The 18,341-nt window shown below is 63.8% G+C and carries 17 protein-coding genes and 1 pseudogene; 5 read left to right on the top strand and 13 right to left on the bottom strand.

Annotated elements, in window-relative coordinates:
* Position 1: 1 nt before the first annotated feature.
* Positions 2–604: a L,D-transpeptidase gene (locus ACFORG_RS14205; protein WP_386736197.1), complete on the bottom strand. Its 603-nt coding sequence runs from the start codon at positions 602–604 to the stop codon at positions 2–4.
* Positions 605–725: 121 nt separating this feature from the next.
* Positions 726–1,784, bottom strand: coding sequence for an NAD(P)H-dependent flavin oxidoreductase (locus tag ACFORG_RS14200; protein ID WP_386736196.1), 1,059 nt, complete (start codon positions 1,782–1,784; stop codon positions 726–728).
* Positions 1,785–1,994: 210 nt separating this feature from the next.
* On the opposite strand from ACFORG_RS14200, the gene ACFORG_RS14195 reads away from it, so the two are divergent.
* Positions 1,995–2,813 (top strand): DUF2189 domain-containing protein, encoded by an 819-nt coding sequence (locus tag ACFORG_RS14195; protein WP_386736195.1) that lies wholly within the window; start codon positions 1,995–1,997, stop codon positions 2,811–2,813.
* A gap of 117 nt (positions 2,814–2,930) precedes the next feature.
* Positions 2,931–4,589: an AMP-binding protein gene (locus tag ACFORG_RS14190; protein WP_386736194.1), complete on the top strand. Its 1,659-nt coding sequence runs from the start codon at positions 2,931–2,933 to the stop codon at positions 4,587–4,589.
* Between the two features lie 44 nt (positions 4,590–4,633).
* Here ACFORG_RS14190 and ACFORG_RS14185 read toward each other — a convergent pair whose 3' ends face one another.
* The 9 genes from ACFORG_RS14185 to ACFORG_RS14145 form a co-directional block, all read right to left on the bottom strand.
* A complete protein-coding gene (locus ACFORG_RS14185; RefSeq protein ID WP_386736193.1) occupies positions 4,634–5,635 on the bottom strand; it encodes a flavin monoamine oxidase family protein in 1,002 nt (333 codons plus the stop codon).
* Positions 5,632–6,303: a cupin domain-containing protein gene (locus ACFORG_RS14180; RefSeq protein ID WP_386736192.1), complete on the bottom strand. Its 672-nt coding sequence runs from the start codon at positions 6,301–6,303 to the stop codon at positions 5,632–5,634. The genes ACFORG_RS14185 and ACFORG_RS14180 overlap by 4 nt, the downstream gene beginning before the upstream one ends.
* 142 nt (positions 6,304–6,445) lie before the next feature.
* Positions 6,446–7,408 carry a pirin family protein gene (locus ACFORG_RS14175; protein ID WP_386736191.1) on the bottom strand — a complete coding sequence of 321 codons (963 nt, stop codon included), beginning with the start codon at positions 7,406–7,408 and terminating at the stop codon, positions 6,446–6,448.
* A 62-nt stretch (positions 7,409–7,470) separates the two neighbouring features.
* Positions 7,471–9,054 carry an MFS transporter gene (locus ACFORG_RS14170; protein WP_386736190.1) on the bottom strand — a complete coding sequence of 528 codons (1,584 nt, stop codon included), beginning with the start codon at positions 9,052–9,054 and terminating at the stop codon, positions 7,471–7,473.
* Complete coding sequence (locus ACFORG_RS14165) at positions 9,041–9,337, bottom strand: GNAT family N-acetyltransferase (protein WP_386736189.1); 297 nt, start codon at positions 9,335–9,337, stop codon at positions 9,041–9,043. The genes ACFORG_RS14170 and ACFORG_RS14165 overlap by 14 nt, the downstream gene beginning before the upstream one ends.
* Before the next feature lie 27 nt (positions 9,338–9,364).
* Positions 9,365–11,320, bottom strand: coding sequence for an amidohydrolase (locus tag ACFORG_RS14160; RefSeq protein WP_386736188.1), 1,956 nt, complete (start codon positions 11,318–11,320; stop codon positions 9,365–9,367).
* A gap of 76 nt (positions 11,321–11,396) precedes the next feature.
* Positions 11,397–12,098 carry a hydrolase gene (locus tag ACFORG_RS14155; RefSeq protein ID WP_386736187.1) on the bottom strand — a complete coding sequence of 234 codons (702 nt, stop codon included), beginning with the start codon at positions 12,096–12,098 and terminating at the stop codon, positions 11,397–11,399.
* 151 nt (positions 12,099–12,249) lie between these two features.
* Complete coding sequence (locus ACFORG_RS14150; protein WP_386736186.1) at positions 12,250–12,876, bottom strand: alpha/beta hydrolase; 627 nt, start codon at positions 12,874–12,876, stop codon at positions 12,250–12,252.
* An 11-nt stretch (positions 12,877–12,887) separates the two neighbouring features.
* Positions 12,888–13,817 carry a VOC family protein gene (locus tag ACFORG_RS14145; protein ID WP_386736185.1) on the bottom strand — a complete coding sequence of 310 codons (930 nt, stop codon included), beginning with the start codon at positions 13,815–13,817 and terminating at the stop codon, positions 12,888–12,890.
* Positions 13,818–13,927: 110 nt separating this feature from the next.
* Between ACFORG_RS14145 and ACFORG_RS14140 the strand changes: the two genes are divergently transcribed.
* The gene (locus tag ACFORG_RS14140) at positions 13,928–14,833 is read left to right on the top strand and encodes a LysR family transcriptional regulator (RefSeq protein WP_386736184.1); all 906 of its coding nucleotides are present in this window, start codon (positions 13,928–13,930) and stop codon (positions 14,831–14,833) included.
* Between the two features lie 43 nt (positions 14,834–14,876).
* Here the strand turns inward: ACFORG_RS14140 and ACFORG_RS14135 are convergent, their stop codons facing one another.
* Positions 14,877–15,830 (bottom strand): GlxA family transcriptional regulator, encoded by a 954-nt coding sequence (locus ACFORG_RS14135; RefSeq protein ID WP_386736183.1) that lies wholly within the window; start codon positions 15,828–15,830, stop codon positions 14,877–14,879.
* A 96-nt stretch (positions 15,831–15,926) separates the two neighbouring features.
* Between ACFORG_RS14135 and ACFORG_RS14130 the strand changes: the two genes are divergently transcribed.
* Together ACFORG_RS14130 and ACFORG_RS14125 are read left to right on the top strand one after the other, a co-directional pair.
* Positions 15,927–16,715 carry a class II aldolase/adducin family protein gene (locus ACFORG_RS14130; protein ID WP_386736182.1) on the top strand — a complete coding sequence of 263 codons (789 nt, stop codon included), beginning with the start codon at positions 15,927–15,929 and terminating at the stop codon, positions 16,713–16,715.
* 147 nt (positions 16,716–16,862) lie between these two features.
* A complete protein-coding gene (locus ACFORG_RS14125; protein ID WP_386736181.1) occupies positions 16,863–17,870 on the top strand; it encodes an SH3 domain-containing protein in 1,008 nt (335 codons plus the stop codon).
* 204 nt (positions 17,871–18,074) lie between these two features.
* Here ACFORG_RS14125 and ACFORG_RS14120 read toward each other — a convergent pair.
* Positions 18,075–18,341, bottom strand: a pseudogene (locus tag ACFORG_RS14120) (calcium-binding protein); the annotation flags it as partial.

Raw genomic sequence — 18,341 nt, 5'->3', positions numbered from 1 at the left:
CTCAGACGAGGCGCACTTGCGTGCCGACCTGAACCAGTTCGTAGAGCTCTTCGACATGCTGGTTGTAAAGGCCGATGCAGCCCGAAGAGCTTTGCCGCCCGATCTTGCGCGTGTCATGCGTGCCATGCACGAGGTAGGCCGGCCAGCCCAGATACATCGCGCGCGTGCCAAGCGGGTTTCCGGGTTCGCCGCCTTCCATGCGGACCGGCAGGGTCGGGTCGCGCTCGCGCATCGAGGCGGTTGGCGTCCAGCTGGGAAACTCGGTCTTGCGGACCACCGAGGTATAACCGCGCTTGGTCAGTTCCTCGGTCATCGGGACGGACGAGGGGTAGAGCCGGTAGGTCACGCCGTCAGGACCCCAGTAATGCACCGCGCGGCTGGAGATATCGGCCAGCAGGCAGCCCTGGCCGAGCTGGCTGAAATGATCCTGCCATTCCTGCTTGCGAAAGGCCGAAGAGTTGCGGCGTGTCGGAACCTGGTCACGGATGACCTCTTCGTTCTGCGGAAAGGCATCGAGGCTTTGCGCCCGCACGAGGGCAGGGCTGGCCAGCGTGGCGGCCGCGCCAAGAAGGGCGCCTCGACGCGTGATGCGATACTGCGACATGGTGGACCTCCGGTGGACTGCTCGACATTCGGGTGCAGGAATATGGCCTGACGCCTTTCAGGTCCAGCCTGCGGACCTGAAATTTGCGTGAGCCTGTGTCCTGTCGGTGAAAACCCGCCGGTCAGCCGGCGGGGACGAGCGCCTTTTGCGCATCGGTCACCAGTTGGTCGAACCGGTCACGGGCCGATCCGGCGGGACGCAGGGCTGCGGATTGGCCGTAGAGCGCGAAGTGATGCGGCTCTGGATCGGCCGCCTGCAGCGGGCGGGTGTAGTGATACATCAGCGGGAAAGGTGCAGATGTGACGTCTTTCATCCGGGTCAGCCACGGCGTGCGGTGGGCGCGGGCCGGGCGGCCGGAAACCGCCGATGAGATCATCGTGCTGTCGTCATGCCCCTCCTGCAAGGCGGCGATATGCCAGTCGCGTTGCGCGGCCTCGGCGCAGTCGATGAAGGCGGTGCCGATCTGCACACCAGACGCCCCCAGCGCAAAGGCCGCCGCGATCCCGCGCCCGTCCGCGATACCGCCCGCGGCGATCACGGGCACCGCCACCGCATCCACGATTTGCGGCAGCAGCGCGAAGAGGCCGACTTGGGCATCGTTCTCGACATCGAGGAACACGCCCCTGTGGCCGCCGGCTTCCCACCCCTGGGCTATGATGGCATCGGCGCCGCGCTCTGCGAGCCAGCGGGCCTCGGCGACGGTGGTGGCAGAGGCGAGGATTTTGCAGCCAGCGGTTTTCAGCGCGGCGATGGCGTCGGGGTCCGGCAGGCCGAAATGGAAACTCGCCACGGCGGGCGGATGGGCAAGGAGGAGCGCAAGCTCTGCCGGGCCGAAGGCGCGTGGCGAGGCCACCTCGGGCATGTTCGAGGGCGGGTTTGCCCCGGCGCGCTGGTAATCGGGGGCGAGCTCGGCCAGCAGATCGCTATGCGCCGCCTCGGACATCTCGGGTTTCGCATGGCAGAAGAAGTTGAGGTTGACCGCGCCATTGGTGGCCGCGCGCATCTCGGTCATGTCGCGTTCCAGCGTCTCGGGGGAGAGCGCGGCGCAACCATGACTGCCCATGCCACCGGCATTTGCGATCGCGGCCACCAGCGCTGGCGTCGTGGTGCCGGCCATGGGCGCCTGAATGATCGGATGTTCGATGCCCAGAAGGCGGGTCAGTCTGTCATCAGGCCACATGGTGTCCTCCCTCGGTTGCCGCGTGCCACGTTAGCGGACGGGGGGAGGGGTTCAACTCATTCGTCGGGGCGCGGGGTGGTGGCGGAGGTCAAGCCTTGCCCTTGTGCCGGTGCTGATGCAAGCTTGACCACGGAGGAGAGATGTCTGTTTCACGGCCGGTTCCGTCGGGCGACGGGCCGGTGCGATGCCATGCTTTGGGAGGGGTATGTCATGACATCCAGCACTGAAGGGGCGACACCCCCGGACAATCTGGCGCCGCAGCAACCGAGCATGCCCGAAGTCAACAAGATCACCGCGGCCGACATATCGGACTCGCTCAGGGCCGGGTTCTCCGATTTCCTTGCACGCCCGGTGATGAGCGGGTTTTTCGGGCTGTTCTACGCGGTTTTCGGATTGCTATTCGTCTGGACGCTGGTCTGGCTCGGCAAGATCTGGATGATCATTCCCGCCGCCGTCGGCTTTCCGCTGGTCGCGCCGTTCGCCGCCGCCGGGCTGTACGAGATGTCGCGCCGGTTGCAGACGGGCGAGAGTTTCGGTTGGTTCGAGATCCTGACCGTCATGGCCCATCAGCGCAAACGCGAAATGGGTTGGATGGCTTTTGTCACGCTGTTCATCTTCTGGGTCTGGACCTACCAGATCCGGCTGTGGCTGGCGATCATCCTGCAAAATGCATCCTTTTCGGATTTCGAAGGGTTCCTGAACATCGTGTTCTTTACCCCCGAGGGCTGGATCTTCCTGGCGATCGGTACCTGTGTCGGCGCGTTCCTGTCGGCCGTGCTGTTCACGGTGACGGTTGTGGCGATGCCCATGCTGATGGACCGGGAGACGGATTTCGTGACCGCCATGCTGACATCGGTTCAGGTGGTCCGCGAAAACCCGGTGGTGATGCTGTCCTGGGCGGCGATCATCTCGGTCACCATGCTGTTGTCGCTGGTTCCGGCGTTCCTGGGCCTGATATTCACCCTGCCGATCCTTGGCCACACAACCTGGCACCTTTACCAGCGGGCGGTGGTGCCAGTCGAAAGCTGACCGATCGCGCCATCGGTTTCAGCGGGGCGGTGTGCGGGGCGGGCCAATGCCCGGCCGTAGAAAACCTGGCGGTTTCGTCGCATGCTGGAGCCTGGCCCAAGTAGAAGGACCAACGATATGTCCGACCGATCCGATGCAACGCCCCGACGTTCCTATTCCGAGGCTCGCCGCGACTTTGACCTGAACCGGGCCAAGTCGGAGTTTGTCGGCAGTTTCTCGGATGGTGTGAATGCATGTGCCGAGTGCTGCGACCGCTATGCGACCGGCGACCGAAAGGCGCTGGACTGGATCGCGCTGGATGGGCGGCATGAGACGCGCAGCTTCGCCCAGCTGAAGCAGGACACCGCGCGGTTTGCGAATTTTCTTGTCGAGCAAGGGATCAGGCCCGGAGACGTTGTTGCCGGGCTCTTGCCGCGCACGCCCGATCTGGTCGTCACGATCCTAGGCACCCTTCGCGCCGGGGCGGTGTATCAGCCGCTGTTCACCGCGTTCGGGCCGAAAGCGATCCAGGACCGACTTGCCATGAGCGGTGCCCGGCTGGTCGTGACGGATCGCGCCAATCTCGGCAAGCTGAACGATGTCGCAAGCTGCCCGCCTGTCGCGGTTTATGCTGAGACGGATGCGCAAACGGACGGTACCGAGGTCGATCTGCGTCGGGCGTTGGCCGCGCAATCCGACCGGTTCGAACCCGTTCTGCGGCATGGTGACGACCTCATGTTCATGATGGCGACGTCAGGAACGACGGGCCCCGCGAAAGGTGTGCCTGTTCCGCTCAGCGCCATGATCGCCATCCGGGCCTACATGGTGGATGGCATCGATCTGCGCCCAGACGATGTATTCTGGAATATCGCCGATCCGGGCTGGGCCTATGGCTTGTACTACGCCGTGCTGGGGCCGCTGCTGCTGGGTCACCAGACGACCCTTGTCGAGGCGGGGTTCACGGTCGATGCCACCTTCGATGTGATCTCGCGGCTGGGCGTTTCGAACTTTGCAGGCGCGCCGACAGCCTATCGCCTGATCATTGCCTCGGGCGCAGAGCGCGCGGAGAACCTGCGTGGCAGCCTGCGCTGCGTCAGCAGCGCAGGGGAGCCGCTGAACCCGGAAGTGATCCGGTGGTTCGATGACGTTCTGGACGTCTCGATAAAGGATCACTACGGGCAGACCGAAACCGGTATGCTGGTAAACAACCATCATCGGCTGGATCATCCTGTCCGGCCGGGATCCGCCGGGTACGAGATGCCGGGCTACCGCGTCGAGGTTCTGGCCGAGGATGGCAGCGTCGCCGCGCCTGATGAGCCCGGTCAGTTGGCGGTCGATATCGAGAAGTCGCCGCTGCTGTGGTTCAAGGGCTATCTGGATCAACCATCGAAGTCGATCGAAGGCGGGTTTTACCTGACTGGCGACACGGTCGAGCGCGATGCGCAGGGCTGTATCTCTTTCGTGGGGCGCAGCGACGATGTGATCACCTCTTCGGGTTATCGTATCGGGCCGTTTGATGTCGAAAGCGCGCTGATCGAGCATCCGGCAGTGACCGAAGCGGCCGTCATCGGAGTCCCCGACAAGGAGCGGACCGAGGTGGTGAAGGCCGTGATCGTCCTGGCCGCAGGGCATGAGCCGGGCGAAAGCCTGTCTGCCGAGTTGCAAGACTATGTAAAGACACGCCTTTCGGCCCACGCCTATCCACGGCTGATCGAGTTCGTGTCCGATTTGCCAAAGACGCCGAGCGGCAAGATACAGCGTTTTCTGCTGCGGAAGGGTTTGACGCCGGACAGCTGAACGTAATCCTGGTTTGTACAAACCTGGCCCTGGGATTGCCCGTTTCAGAAGCTGGCGTAGTCTTTCAGCAGCTGTTCACGTGCTGTTTCGGCGGCCTCGAGCGCGCCTTCGAGAAAGCCACCTTCGACAAGAGCGGTTTCTGTTCCGGCAAAGATCACCTTTTGCGTCGGGCGGATCGCCCTGTACCGGGGATGGGCGGCGGGAGGTGTCTGATCGGCCTGTACCGACGTCGCTGGGTCCGTGCTCCAGTCCTTGATGAACACGTGGCGGGGGGTGGCGGCCTCTGGCCCGAACAGCCGGGCGAGCTGGTCCATCGCCCGACTGCGGAACTCGGGATCCCGGGCCGCGCCGGGCATTGCGAAACCGAACATGGCACCTTCGGTCGCATCCATGGGGGAAGCGTCGTGGATTTCGGCCAACGGGCCGCGATGGGAAATCGCGTCGCCGTTCAGCCCTTGGTTCCGCCAGAACGGGCTGTCGAACACCGCGACGAGCTTGGCGTGGCCTGCCATCCAGGTCGGCACGTCGGGAACGGATAGCCCCAGACCGACCGTGAGGCGCGGCGGCAGGGCGACGACAACACGCTCGGCGCGCAGTGTGAATTCCTGCCCGGTGACCGTGACGCCGCCGGGTTCTTCAATGACCTGCTGAACAAGGCGCCCCAGATGCAGGATATCGCCGAGATCCCGCGCAAGCGCGTCCGTGACCATCGACAGCCCACCGACGACGCGCAGTGCGCCACCCATGGTCGCGAAATCGAGATCGCGCCTGACGGATCCGTGCGCGTCTTCGAACACGAGCTTGCCGTCGCTGTGCTGCGCAAAGAGTTGCAACCCGAGCCGGTCGGCAAGGGCCAGCATGCGACGGTTGTGCGGCCAGATCCAGGCCGGGCCGAGGTCGTAGCCATCCTGCGACAGGACGCGGCCGCCGGGACGGTCGCGTGCCTCTAGCAGGACCACGTTGCGTCCTTCGGTCCGCAGAGACTGCGCAAGCGCGAGGCCCGAAAGCCCCGCACCGATGATGGCGACCTCGGTATCGGGCGTCATGCCGCCCGTTCGGTGACGTGGCGCAGGTGGCCCGTCTTGATCCAGACGCGGGCGCCTTCGGGCCCTGCCGCCGCCTCGAACCGGGTACCGACCGGCAGGCGCAGCCAGTCCCACCGGTTCAGGCTGTCGCCGCCTTCGGTGATTGCGCCTTCGATCACGAAGACCTCCAACCCGCCCGAGGCGTCGAGCGCACGGGTCACGCCGGGTTCCCACCGCTCCATGACGACGGTTTCGCGATCATCCTCGTGAAGGGGCAGGGCGACGACCCCTTCAGCCGTTTCCGTCCAATCCGCCTTGCCGCTGTCGATCTGCACCTGCTTGCGGTCGCGCAAGTCGAACTGATGCAGCTTTACAAGGATCGTCGCCCCGTCCTGCGCCGCAGGCGTGTGGGACGAGGTCGGCGGGTTGCGCACGTAAGAGCCGATCGGGAAATCCCCGTCCTCGTCCTGAAACGTGCCGTCGAGCACGAGGTACTCTTCGCCCCCGTCATGGGTGTGGGCGGAAAATGCGCTGCCGGGGGCGAAACGGACGATGGTGGTCGCGCGCGCAACCTCGTCGCCGATCCGGTCCAGCATCTTGCGTTCGACGCCGGCCATCGGTGAGGGAACCCAGTCGTTCTCGTCGAAGCGGACGAGGGTGCGTTCGCTGAAATCCGCGTTCACGCGCATGGTCTGTTCTCCTTCTCGGTCTCGCCTGCTCAGGCACAAAGGGATACTGGTCAGCTTGTGACAGATTGGCCGGGCGGGTCGGTTTAGCAAGCGGCTTGACGCCTTCGTGAAGTCACTGGCCCTATACAAACACGCGGCGCTGTCATTTTGCGCGCGGCATCATGCGCTCCAGTTCTGGCGTGATCGGGATATGTTCGTCCTCGTCCCCCGGCGGCAGCCGGAAAAGACCGTCGCCCCAGTTCTCCGCCTTCCACGCCTCTTTCGCCTCTTCGATCCGGTCGAGCGAAGAGGACACGAAGTTCCACCAGATGTAACGGCTCTCGTTCATGGTGGCGCCGCCAAGCGCCATGAGCCGCGCCCCCTGCGCACCCGCGCGAACGCTGATGCGGTCGCCGGGCCGGAAAACCATCATGCGGCCTGCGTCAAAGGTCTCCCCTGCGATTTCGACGGAACCCTGGGTGATGTAGAGGCCGCGATCCTCGTGATTTTCGGGCAGGGGGAAATGCGCGCCGGGCTCAAGCACCACGTCAAGGTAGAAGGTCTCGGACTGCATGGTGACCGGGCTTGTCTCGCCATAGGCGTTGCCGAGGATCAGACGCGCCTGCACACCATTGTCGTCGATCATGGGCAGGACCGCTTCCTTGTGATGCTCGAAATCTGGTGCCATGTCCTCGCGGTCTTCGGGCAGTGCGATCCATGTCTGGATGCCGAACAGCTTGTGCCGCGTGGCACGGGTATCGGCGCTGGTGCGTTCGGAATGGGTGACGCCGCGGCCCGCGACCATCCAGTTCACCTCGCCCGGATAGATCATCTGGTGCGTGCCGAGGCTGTCGCGGTGCTCGAACTCGCCCTCGTACAGGTAGGTGACGGTGCCCAGGCCGATATGCGGATGCGGGCGCACGTCGATGCCGCCCTCGGTGATGAATTCTGCGGGCCCCATCTGGTCGAAGAAGATGAACGGGCCGACCATCTGGCGTTTGGGGCTTGGCAGGGCGCGGCGCACCTCGAACCCGCCCAGATCGCGGGCGCGCGGGATGATCAGCGTCTCGAGAGCGTCGAGCCCGGATTGTGGGCATTCAGGGTTCTGACTTGGGTTCCAGCTCATCTTCGGGCTTCCTTGATCAAAAGGTGTTCAAAACGGTTATAGCAGCCAAATCGCGCGCGGCTTTACCCCGGTGCAAGAAAATGCCGAACGACGGGGCCGGAGGGCCGGATGTCGAAGGATCGCACGCGGTTCTGGAGATCGGCATCGTGGCGCGTGACGCGTTCATGCTGTTCGAGATGTTCGTTCCAGCTGGGCAGGTGAAAGCTCTCGATCCAGAGTTCGGTGTCTTCGACGCCTTGATGCAGGTCCCAGCGCGTCGCGCCGTTGCGAAGCCTTTCGCCCGAGAACGAGCGGATGGCGGTCAGAAACGCATCGCGCTGGGCGTCCGCTATGCGATACTCCACGACCACCATAGCGGGCTGATCGGGTGAAGACGCGGTATCGAGCGTCGGTGCCTGCGGCCAGATCGATGCGGCGGCGAGGTCGAGGCCTTCTCCCTGGCCGACGGTGAAACGGCGGGTGGCGAGGAGACCGGCGATCAGGCCGATGGCCGCCACGAGGAGTGCAGTCTGGACAGAGCTTGCGGCCGCCAACTGGCCCCACAGGATCGAGCCCAGCGCCATGGAGCCGAAAAAGCCCATCAGGAATACCGCAAGACCGCGTGCGCGCACCCAGTCGGGCAGCGCCGTTTGCGCCGACACGTTGAAGGACGTCAGCACCGCTATCCAGCTGAGCCCGCCGAGAAACGCCGCGGCCATCAGGGCAGACCCTGCGCCGGACACCGCAAGCGCGACAAGGGCTATTGCCGTGCCCACCGTTCCGATCTGCACGGTTCGGTCGGAGGTGAGGCGGTTTTGCATGCGCGGCAGCAGCAATGCGCCCGTGACCGCACCGGCACCGATCAGGGCCATGAGCGCGCCGTAAAGCTCGGACCCGCCGCCCTCGACGCTGCGCGCGATCAGTGGAAGCAGCGACCAGTAGGCGGAGGCAAACAGAAAGAACGCCAGCGCGCGTACCAAAGTGGCCCGCATAGGACCGTTATGGCGAACATGGCGCAGGCCTGTCGCCATTTCGGACAGGATGCTGCCCGTGCGCCGCCGGTCTGGCCGCGGTTCGGGACGCCAGAGCAGCAGCGCGGCGATGATGACAAGGTGGCTTGCCGCGTTGAGCGCGAAGGGAGCGGCAAGCCCCACGCTTGCGATCAGAAGCCCGGCAAGCGCCGGACCGATAGCGCGGCTGATGTTGATGCCCATCGAATTGAGCGCAATCGCGGGTTTCAGGTTGTCGCGGGGAACCAGTTGCGGCACCACTGCCTGCCAGGCCGGCGCCATGAAGGCAGCGCCGGTTCCGATGGCGAGGGTGAACAGGATCAGCAGCAGCGGGGTCATCAGCCCCAGCCAGACCAATGCGGCCAGCAAGGCGATGATCCCGAACAGGCCCACGTTGATGGCGATCAGCATGCGCCGTTTGTCCAGCCGGTCGGCCAGCGCGCCGGCAAAGAGCGCGAAGAGGAATACTGGCAGTGTCGTTGCAGCCTGCACCAGCGTCACGACGGCGGGGCTGGGGTTGAGCGTCGTCATCAACCAGCCGGCGCCCACGTCGTGCATCCAGGTGCCGATGTTCGAGATCAGCGTCGCCGTCCACAGCAGGGCAAAGGCGCGATGGGCAAAGGGCGCGAAGGCGCCCGTCGACCTAGCCGAGGACATCTGATGTCTCCTCGCGGTGGCGATCCATGTAACCGCGCAGGAAGGGGCACAGCGGGACGATCTTTTGCCCCGCCGCCCGCGCGTCGGAGATGACGCGGAGGGCCAGCGCACCGGCAACCCCCATGCCACGCATGCTGTCCGGCACCGCCGTGTGATCGACGATGATCATGGTTTCCGACGCCTTGGAGAAGGTCATCTCACCTTCACCTTCGACGCCGGTGATCGTTGCCACGTAGCGCCCCTTGGTGTCGCTGTCTTCACGGGTGATCGCGATGTCGGACATGCTTGTATCTCCTGAACGGGTTGGGGGTTAAACGGCGAAGCAGGAGCAGCCGAGCGCGCCCCAGAAGGCGGATTTGTCGCGAACCGGGATCGGCGCGGTCCAGGCGATACCGTGGCTGTGCCCATGCATGCCGCATCCCGAGGAACAGCCATCGTGGCAGGAGCGCTGTTGCACCGCGGCCGGGGCCAGGGGGACCTCGCGTTCGGCGGGGCTGGCGAACAGCTTGTTCACCGACCAGTCGGGCGAGGCGGGCGGCAGCGGCGGGTTGTGGACCGAGAACTCGCCATCGGCAAACACCACTCGACCGCCAACCACCGTCAATACCGAGGTGATCGAACGGATGCGATTGTCCGGCACGGTCATCAGGTCGTCGGACAGGACGGCGAGGTCGGCATACATGCCCGGCATGAGCTTGCCCTTGACCTCCTGCTCTCCGGAGAACCAGGCCGAACCGGTGGTCCAGATGGCCAGCGCCTCTTCGCGGGTCAGCAGGTTGTCCTCGCCATAGAGCGTGAGCCCGCCGACCGTCTTGCCGGTCGTCAGCCAGTGCATGGCGACCCAGGGGTCATAGCTGGCCACACGCGTGGCATCGGTGCCGCCGCCAACGGGCAGGCCGGTCTTCAGCATCTCGCGGATCGGCGGGGTTGCCTGCGCGGCCTCGGCCCCGTAGCGGTCGACGAAATACTCCCCTTGAAAGGCCATGCGGTGCTGGGTGGCGATCCCGCCGCCAAGCGCCTTGATCCGCTCGATATTGCGGGGGCTGACCGTCTCGGCGTGGTCGATGATGAAGCGGGTCTTGAATGGCTGGCGCTGGTTCACGCGCTCGAAGACGGTCAGGAAGCGGTCGATCGTCTCGTCATAGGTGGCGTGAATGCGGAAGGGCCATTCATTGGTGGCCAGCAGTTCCACGATCTTTTCAAGCTCTGCCTCCATCACGGGGGCAGGGTCGGGGCGCGGTTCGAGGAAATTCTCGAAATCGGCGGCGGACCATGCAAGGTTTTCGCCGGCACCATTCATGCGCAGCCAGTCGTCGCCTGCGCCGGGTTCGGTCATACCGATCCACTTTTCATAATCGCTCAACTCCTGACCGGCGTTTTGCGCAAACAGGTTATAGGCGATGCGCAGGGTCAGCTGATCATCGTCATGCAGTTTCTGCACGACGTCGTAATCCTCGGGATAGTTCTGCCCGCCGCCACCGGCGTCGATCACGCTGGTCACGCCAAGCCGGTTCAACTCGCGCATGAAATGGCGGGTGGAGTTGATCTGGTCCTCGATAGGCAATTTCGGGCCCTGCGCCAGTGTCGAATAGAGGATCAGCGCGGATGGCCGCGCGATAAGCATACCCGTGGGATTGCCATTTGCGTCGCGTTCGATCTCGCCACCCGGCGGGTTGGGCGTGTTCTTGTCGATCCCAAGCGCCCTCAGGGCGGCTTGGTTCAGAAGCGCCCGCGCGTAAAGATGGAGGATGAAGACCGGGGTATCGGGCGCGGCCTCGTTGATTTCGTCCAGCGTCGGCATGCGACGCTCGGCAAACTGGAATTCGGACCACCCGCCGACGACACGGACCCATTGGGGCGCGGGCGTGTTTGCCGCCTGTCGGCGCAGCATGGCGAGCGCGTCCGAGACGGACGGGACGTTTTCCCACCGCAGTTCCATGTTGTAGCTCAAACCGCCGCGGATCACATGCGTGTGGCTGTCGTTCAGACCGGGAATGACCCTCCGGCCGCTCAGGTCGATGACCTCGGTGTCGCTGCCGGACATCTGCATGATCTCGGCATCGCTGCCGGTTGCAAGCACGCGCCCGTCGGAAATGGCGATGGCGGTCGCATCGGGGCTGGCCGGATCCAACGTGGTGATCCGGCCGTTTCGCAAGACAAGGTCGGGTGCGGTCATGGTCTGGCTCCAGGCTAGGTGTGGACGAGCGGCGCCAAGGGCGGCCATCGCTCCGATGCCGGCAAGCAGGCTGCGGCGACGTGTGGTCATTTTCCGTTCTCCATCGTTAAGGGCCTGCCGGAGGCGTGCTTGGGAGGAGGACAAGTGCCCCCGACAGGCAGGCTGGTCACTCCGCCGCCGAAGGGGCGGGTACCGGTTCCAGCCTTTGGCCTGTGTGGGTCGTGCGGTGGGGGGCCTTGTGTACCATCGTGTAGGCGTAATCGACGCCCATGCCGTATGCGCCCGAATGCTCCTGCACGAGAGAGATAACGGCGTCGTATGTCTCCTTTCGGGCCCAGTCGCGTTGCCATTCCAGCAGTACCTGTTGCCAGGTGACGGGGATGACACCGGCCTGGATCATCCGGTCCATCGCGTATTTATGCGCATCCTCGGACGTGCCGCCCGAGGCATCGGCCACCATGTAGATCTCGTAATCGGTGTCTTTCAGCGCGGACAGCGCGAAGGTCAGGTTACACACTTCTGTCCAGAGGCCGGAGACAACGATTTTCTTGCGTCCGTCCGCGGCCCCCTTGGCCAGCGCATCGCGGACTTTCTGGTCATCCCACGAGTTCATCGACGTACGCTCCAGCAGCGGCGCATCGGGGTGGATGTCGAGCAGTTCGGGGTAGGTATGGCCCGAGAAGCTCTCGGTCTCGACCGTGGTGATGATCGTCGGAACGTCGAAGATCTTGCCGGCCTTGGCCAGCGCGACGGTGTTGTTCTTGAGCGTTTGCCGATCGATCGACTGAACGCCGAATGCCATCTGCGGCTGGTGGTCGATAAAGATCAACTGACTGTTGCCAAGTGTCAGTACGTCGAGTTTCGACATGGTGTTTCTCCGTTTGCTCAGCTTGCCGGGTAGGTGTGACGGGACAGGTGATCGGTTTGGTATTCGGGCAGGGACGCGGGTATCGGGTGAGGGGCGGGCGGGATCGGCCCGCCCCGCTGACCGCGATGCGGGATGACCGGGGATAACCGTTTCATGCCGCACCGTTTCCGGCGGGAGACTGCAACAACTGCGCCAGCGCGTAGGCCTCTTGCTGGCGCAATTCGTGGCCGCCATCGTGGACCGAGGTGGACACCTGAGCGCCCTGCGCCCCGGCCCAGTCCACAAGGCGCTGCGTAAGCGGCCAAGGGCAGATCGGATCGTGCCGGCCGGCGGAGATCAGAACCTGCCTGTCGATCAGCCCCTGCGTCGGTTCGGGCTCCCACGGGATCAGCGGATGCAGCAGGCCGACCCGGTCGAACAGATCGGGACGCGCCATCATCACCGAGGCGAGGATATTGGCACCGTTCGAATAGCCGAATCCGTAGATCGGCCGCCCGGGATGCTTCGTTTTCCAGTCGTTCACGAAAGCGGCCATCTTGAGTGTCGCCCGCGCAAGGTCGTCCATGTCGTAGACGCCTTCGCCTGTGCGCCGGAAGAAGCGCGCGGCGCCCCTTTCCGACACATCTCCGCGCGGCGAAACCACGCCTGCCTCGGGCAGCAGTTCCTGGGCGAAGCCGAAGAACTGATTTTCGTCACCACCCGTCCCGTGGAAGGCAAAGACGAGTGGCGCGGTGCCCGAAGGCTCCTTGATCAACGAGACGTAGTCTTGCGATGTCATGGACGGGTTCTTCAGGCGAGTTCCGGCAAGCGGGCTTCGATCTGATCGCGGAAGGGACGATACCGTTCCGGCAGCTTCAGCGCCTCGCCCAGGTGAGCGGTGTCTTCGTCCCGGTCGAAGCCGGGTTCGTTGGTGGCAATCTCGAAGAGCACGCCGCCCGGTGTCCGGAAATAGATCGCCCAGAAGTAATCGCGGTCGATCACCGGCGTGACCTGGTAGCCGGTGTCGAGCAGAGCCTTGCGCACCTCGGCCTGCGCCGCCCGGTCTTCGACCGCGAAGGCGATATGGTGGACAGAGCCGGACCCCTGCCGGGCCGCATTTGCCTGCGGCAGTTCCTCGAGGTCGATCGTGCGGGCCGCGTTGCCACCCTCGATGCGGTAACGGGTGACGGACCCTTCGGTCTCGTCTTTCTCATAGCCCATGAAGCGCAGCAATTCTCCGGTCGCCGCAGCGTCGCGCAACCTGAAACGCGCGCCGTGAAAGCCGAGGATACCGACGCTGTCATCGACACCGCTGCCCGTCCAGGCCAAGCGGCCTTCGGGATCGCTTTCGACCAGTGCGAAGCTGTCGCCGTCGGGTCCGTTGAAGGACAGGCGCGCTTCTCCGACGAAGCTGTCCTGCCGCAATCCCTGGACGCCCTCGTTGGCAAGCCGCTCTTTCCAGAAGCCAAGCGAGCCGGTGGGCACGGCGAATTCGGTAACGCCGACCTCTCCGGTGCCGCGTGCCCCTCGTGGCATGTGGCCGAACGGGAAGTAAGTCATGACGGAGCCGGGGGTGCCGTGCTCGTCGCCGTAGTACAGGTGGTAGACCTCGGGCGCGTCGAAGTTCACGGTCTTCTTGACCCGGCGCAGCCCAAGGGTCTGGGTGAAAAACGCGTTGTTCTGGTTCGCATTCGCCGCCATCGACGTGATGTGGTGAAGCCCTTTGATGTGCTTTTCCATTTCGGCCTCTTGGAGTTCCGTGGTTGTTGCGTAACAAGATAGAAATTTGGCCGTTGATCGGAATAATAATTGTTTTGCATTGATTGTTGCACTGAGGGTAATAATCCCGCATGCAGGAACTGAAGCCGATCCGTGTTTTCCTCGAAGTTGCTGCCCTGCAAAGCTTTGCAGCGGCTGCGAAATCCCTGCGCATGACGCCGGCCTCGGTCACCCGAGTCGTCGCGCGTCTGGAGGAGGAGCTTGGCCAGCAGCTGCTTGTGCGCACGACGCGGCAGGTCTCGCTGACATCCGCCGGCGCGGTCGTCGCCGCACGTTACCGGCCCCTTGTCGAGGCGTTCGACAACGTCAGGGACGAGTTGGACCGCGAGATGCAGCCGCATCGGGGGCGGCTGGCGATCAACGCGCCGATGTCGTTCGGGCTCCGGCTTTTGCCCCGGTTGTTGAGCAGCTTCAAACTGGCCTATCCGAATATCGACCTGAGCGTGATGCTGACCGACCGCCTGGTGGATATCGTCGCCGAGGAGTGCGACCTTGCGATCCGGGTGTCCGAGCCGCCGCGCGACAAGTCCACGATCTGGCGCAAGATCTGCGAGGTGCCGCGCCTTGCCATCGCCTCGCCGAGCCTATTCGAACGCTACGGCCATCCAGACGATCCCGAAACCCTCGACCCGGATCTGTGTCTTTCTTACGGCGCGGGTGACGCGCGGGAGACATGGCGGTTCCGCAAAGGGGCATTGAAACGATCCGTCAGGACAGGATCGGGCATTCACTCAAACAACGGCGACTTCCTGTATTCGATGGTGTTGAACGGGGCAGGGATGGCTGTCTTGCCAAGGTTCATCGCAGCCGAGGGGCTCAAAAACGGAGAGGTGGAAACCGTTCTGCCGGATTGGTCCGTGCCATCGCTCTGGCTGTCGCTCTATTATCCGCCCTACGAGGCGCTGCCGCCCTTGGTGGCAACGTTCACGGATTTCTTCGAGGCGTTCCTGGCCGACATGGATGGGTTCGAATTCTGACCCGATCGATGGCCGGTAATGTGAGGCCCCTCCTGCAAACCAATCAAGACCGGGTTTTTGCAGCCGGCCTGCTGTTCTGTCTTCGGAACCTGAGGGGCGGCGATCCGAAGTAATTGCGGAACGCCCTGGAAAATGCTGCGGCAGAACCGAAGCCGCACCTCAGGCCGATATCCGTCATGCTCATCTGTGTATCGAGCACGAGTGTCCGCGCCGTATCGAGCCGCAGGGTAAGGTAGTAATCGGCCGGTGTCTGCCCCAGGTGGCGGGCGCATCGTTGGCGCAGAACCTTTGCGCTGATACCGAGCCTAGCGGCGAGTTCCGAAAGGGGCAGGGGCGTTTCCATGTGCAGATGCATCAGCGAAACCATCTCTTGCAAGACAGGATCGGTATTCGGCAACAGGCGCTGTCGCTCCCCGGCTTCGCGCACCCTGCCATGCACCATCGCCTCGCTGCAGCGGGCGGCGAGGTCGGGCGTTTCCGATGCGGCAATCCATGCCAGCATGGCGTCGCCGGTGGCCGTGCCGCCTGCGGCGGTCAGGATCCTTCCGTCAAAATGAAAGATGGTATCGCGCAGGTCGATATCCGGCCGGAACTCGCGGAAACTGGCCTCGGCCTCGTGGTGGACGACGGCGGCCCGTCCATTGAGATAACCAAGCCGTGCCAGCAGGACCGTGCCAGTGTCGACCGCGCCCAGTACCGCGCCGTGACCGGATGCGCGGGCAAGAAAGGCGCGCGCTCGTGCCGGTACCGTGACCGGAACGTCGTATCCCGCGCAGATCAAGACCAGGTCGGCCTGCGCAGGGTCCGGCCAATCCTGCCGGTCCGGGGCGATCCAGCTGTTGTTCGAGGCCTGTATCGGCCCGTCGTCCAAGCCGCGCGTGTCCCAGGTGAAAACCGGGCGTCCGGCGCATTTGTTCGCAATCCGCAAGGTTTCGCAGGCCAGCACATAGGCGAGGCTTTGAAAGCCGGGCACGAGTATGAACGTTACGTGAGGCATTGCGCGGTCGCTGAAGTCAAGAAACGGGCTGTTGAAGGTAAGAAATACCCAAAGTGCCGGAATACCCTACCGAAAATTTGGCGGGAGACCACGATCATGAACATCCAGACACCGAACCCTTCGGGACAACGACCGGCGAACTGCTCGGACGCGGAATGGGACGCCCGCTGCGAGCTTGCCGCGATCTACAATGCGCTGGTCAAGTACCGGCTGACGGATCTGACGAACCAATGGCATGCGGTGCGCGTGCCGGGCGAAGAGGCACTTTTGACGCATCATTACGGGTGGATGCACGAAGAGGTCACTGCCTCGAACCTGATCAAGGTCGGTTTCGACCGGACCAATCACAATCCCCAGAATGGGGAGCCCAACCCCTCGGCCACGGAGATCGGCAAGCTGTTTTTCGAAGCCGAGCCGGACATGAACTGCATCATGCATGTTCATACCAAGGCGATCATGGGCGTTTCGGCACAGGAGGACGGGCTGTTGCCCTATTCGCAGGCCTACCTGATGATCGGCGGCGGCGATGTGTTGGGCTACACCGATTACGAGTTCGAGTGCACCGACGACTTCCTCACCGGATTGCTGGCTGCGGGACGCGGCAAGAAGGCCATCATGGAGGCGTGGCACGGCGCGTTCGTCTTTGGCCGTGACGCCGGAGAGGCGTTCTTTCGGGCCTTCTACCTCGATCAGGCCTGCGCGGTGCAACTCGAGGTTCAGAAATCTGGGGCGGGCGGGGCCAGGATCCGGAAGATTCCGCAAACCGAACAGGACCGCCACCTGCGCGACATGGCCGCCAGCGACTGGTACGGCTACGAAGGTGAGCTTGAATGGTGCGCCATCCGCAGACGCCTTGACGTCGAAGCGCCGCATTACAGGGGCTGACGGGGCACAATTCGACCCGAGCCATTCCGATGATTGTGGCGGTCGCAAACTGCGGCCGCCGCCTGCATTTCCTGAAATGTGGCAGGGATGGTTCCGGCAAAGCTGACGGGCGGGTGATAACCAGGGAGCGGGCCGGCGCAGGGCGGTATGATTGATACCCGCGTCGATCGCCTCGTGCTATGTTCTGCACGAGTGCGCGTTTGTCGCCTGTTCAAGGGAGAGGATGAATTGAAATCAGTATCGTTGAGGCGCGGGGCCATCCTGCCATTGGTTGCATGTGCGGCGCTTTCACTGGCGGGCACGGCGCAGGCCGATATGCCGGTATTCTCGGCGGATTGTCCGATGGGATTGCGCGTGACCTCGGATGCCGGCGGGAATGTGCGTGTGAACGGTGCCCCGGCCAGCGTGAGGATGTACAATCCCGATTATTTCGAGGCAACGGCCGGTGGGATCGATTTCACCATCAGTACCGAAGAGGATGGAAGCGGCCTAATCGTCGGATATGTGCCGCCCGGCAGCGCGGGTGGTTATTGCACCATCGTGTCCGGGGAGAGCGCCCCGGCCCCCGAGACCTTAACCGGCGAGCCCGATCATTTCGAAGTCAACGTGGATTCGAGGCTCATCGTTCATTCACGCCCGTCGACTTCCTCTCCGATGGTGAGCAAACTGCCTGGAGGTGCCGTTGTCGAAAACCTCGGCTGCATGCAGGCCGAAGGGCGCGAATGGTGCCATGTCAGCGACGGACGGGTCTCGGGCTGGGCGGCGGCGGAATTCCTTGTTGCGTCGGACGGTCCGGTTCGAGCGGCTCGTGCGACCCCAGTTGCCGAGGAAGGAGACCCTGATCATACGGTCGAACGTGTCACCTTTCCCAGCGGGTCGAGCGGTACCGAGTTCACCGACAGCCTGAACCCCGGTGACTCGCGCCATTATGTCGTGGGAGCACGAAGCGGACAGTTCTTCTCTTTCAAGATCACGGCCAATGGTCCGGGCCTGACCTACGTGATCTACAACCCGGATGGTTCCGTGCTCCTCGACGAGATATCCGCGTCCGAGGAATATCGCGGCCAGTTGTGGCAAAGCGGCGATCATGTCGTTGCCATTTACAACGCAACCAACGGGTCGCAATCCTATGAGCTGGTCTTCGGCATCGACTAGGTTCAATCGCCATCATCGCGAACGCCATTGAAGGTTTATGGGCGTCCGATGTGTCCGAGGGTCCGAGCGCCAACTCGGCTTGTGGCGGGATGACGACGACTGCTCCGCGAGGCCGAACTGTTTGGTCGTGACCCACGGGGATGACGGGCAAGAAAAACGGCCCCGGGACCAGCCCGGGGCCGTTTCGTTTTTCGTTCTGCCGGATCAGAAGATGAAATCCCCCGCGGTCAGGTTTGCGGCAGTTTCGGTGATCAGCAGGATCTGGTCGCCCGCGCCGTAGTCGATGCGCACGTCGGCACCGACCTGGGTGATGGTCAGCGCGGCGTAGTTGGCGGCCCCGGTCAAGAACTGGATCTTGTCGACGCCATCATTGTAGTCGAGGATCGTGTCGTTGCCGTTGCCCGACCAGAACTGGAACACGTCGGCGCCGAGCCCGCCGCGCAGCGTGTCGTCGCCCTTGTTCCCGGCGAT

This window comes from Lutimaribacter marinistellae (genome assembly GCF_042648365.1).
Classification (GTDB): Bacteria; Pseudomonadota; Alphaproteobacteria; order Rhodobacterales; family Rhodobacteraceae; genus Lutimaribacter_A; species Lutimaribacter_A marinistellae.
This window is presented reverse-complemented; position numbering and strand designations above follow the sequence as displayed.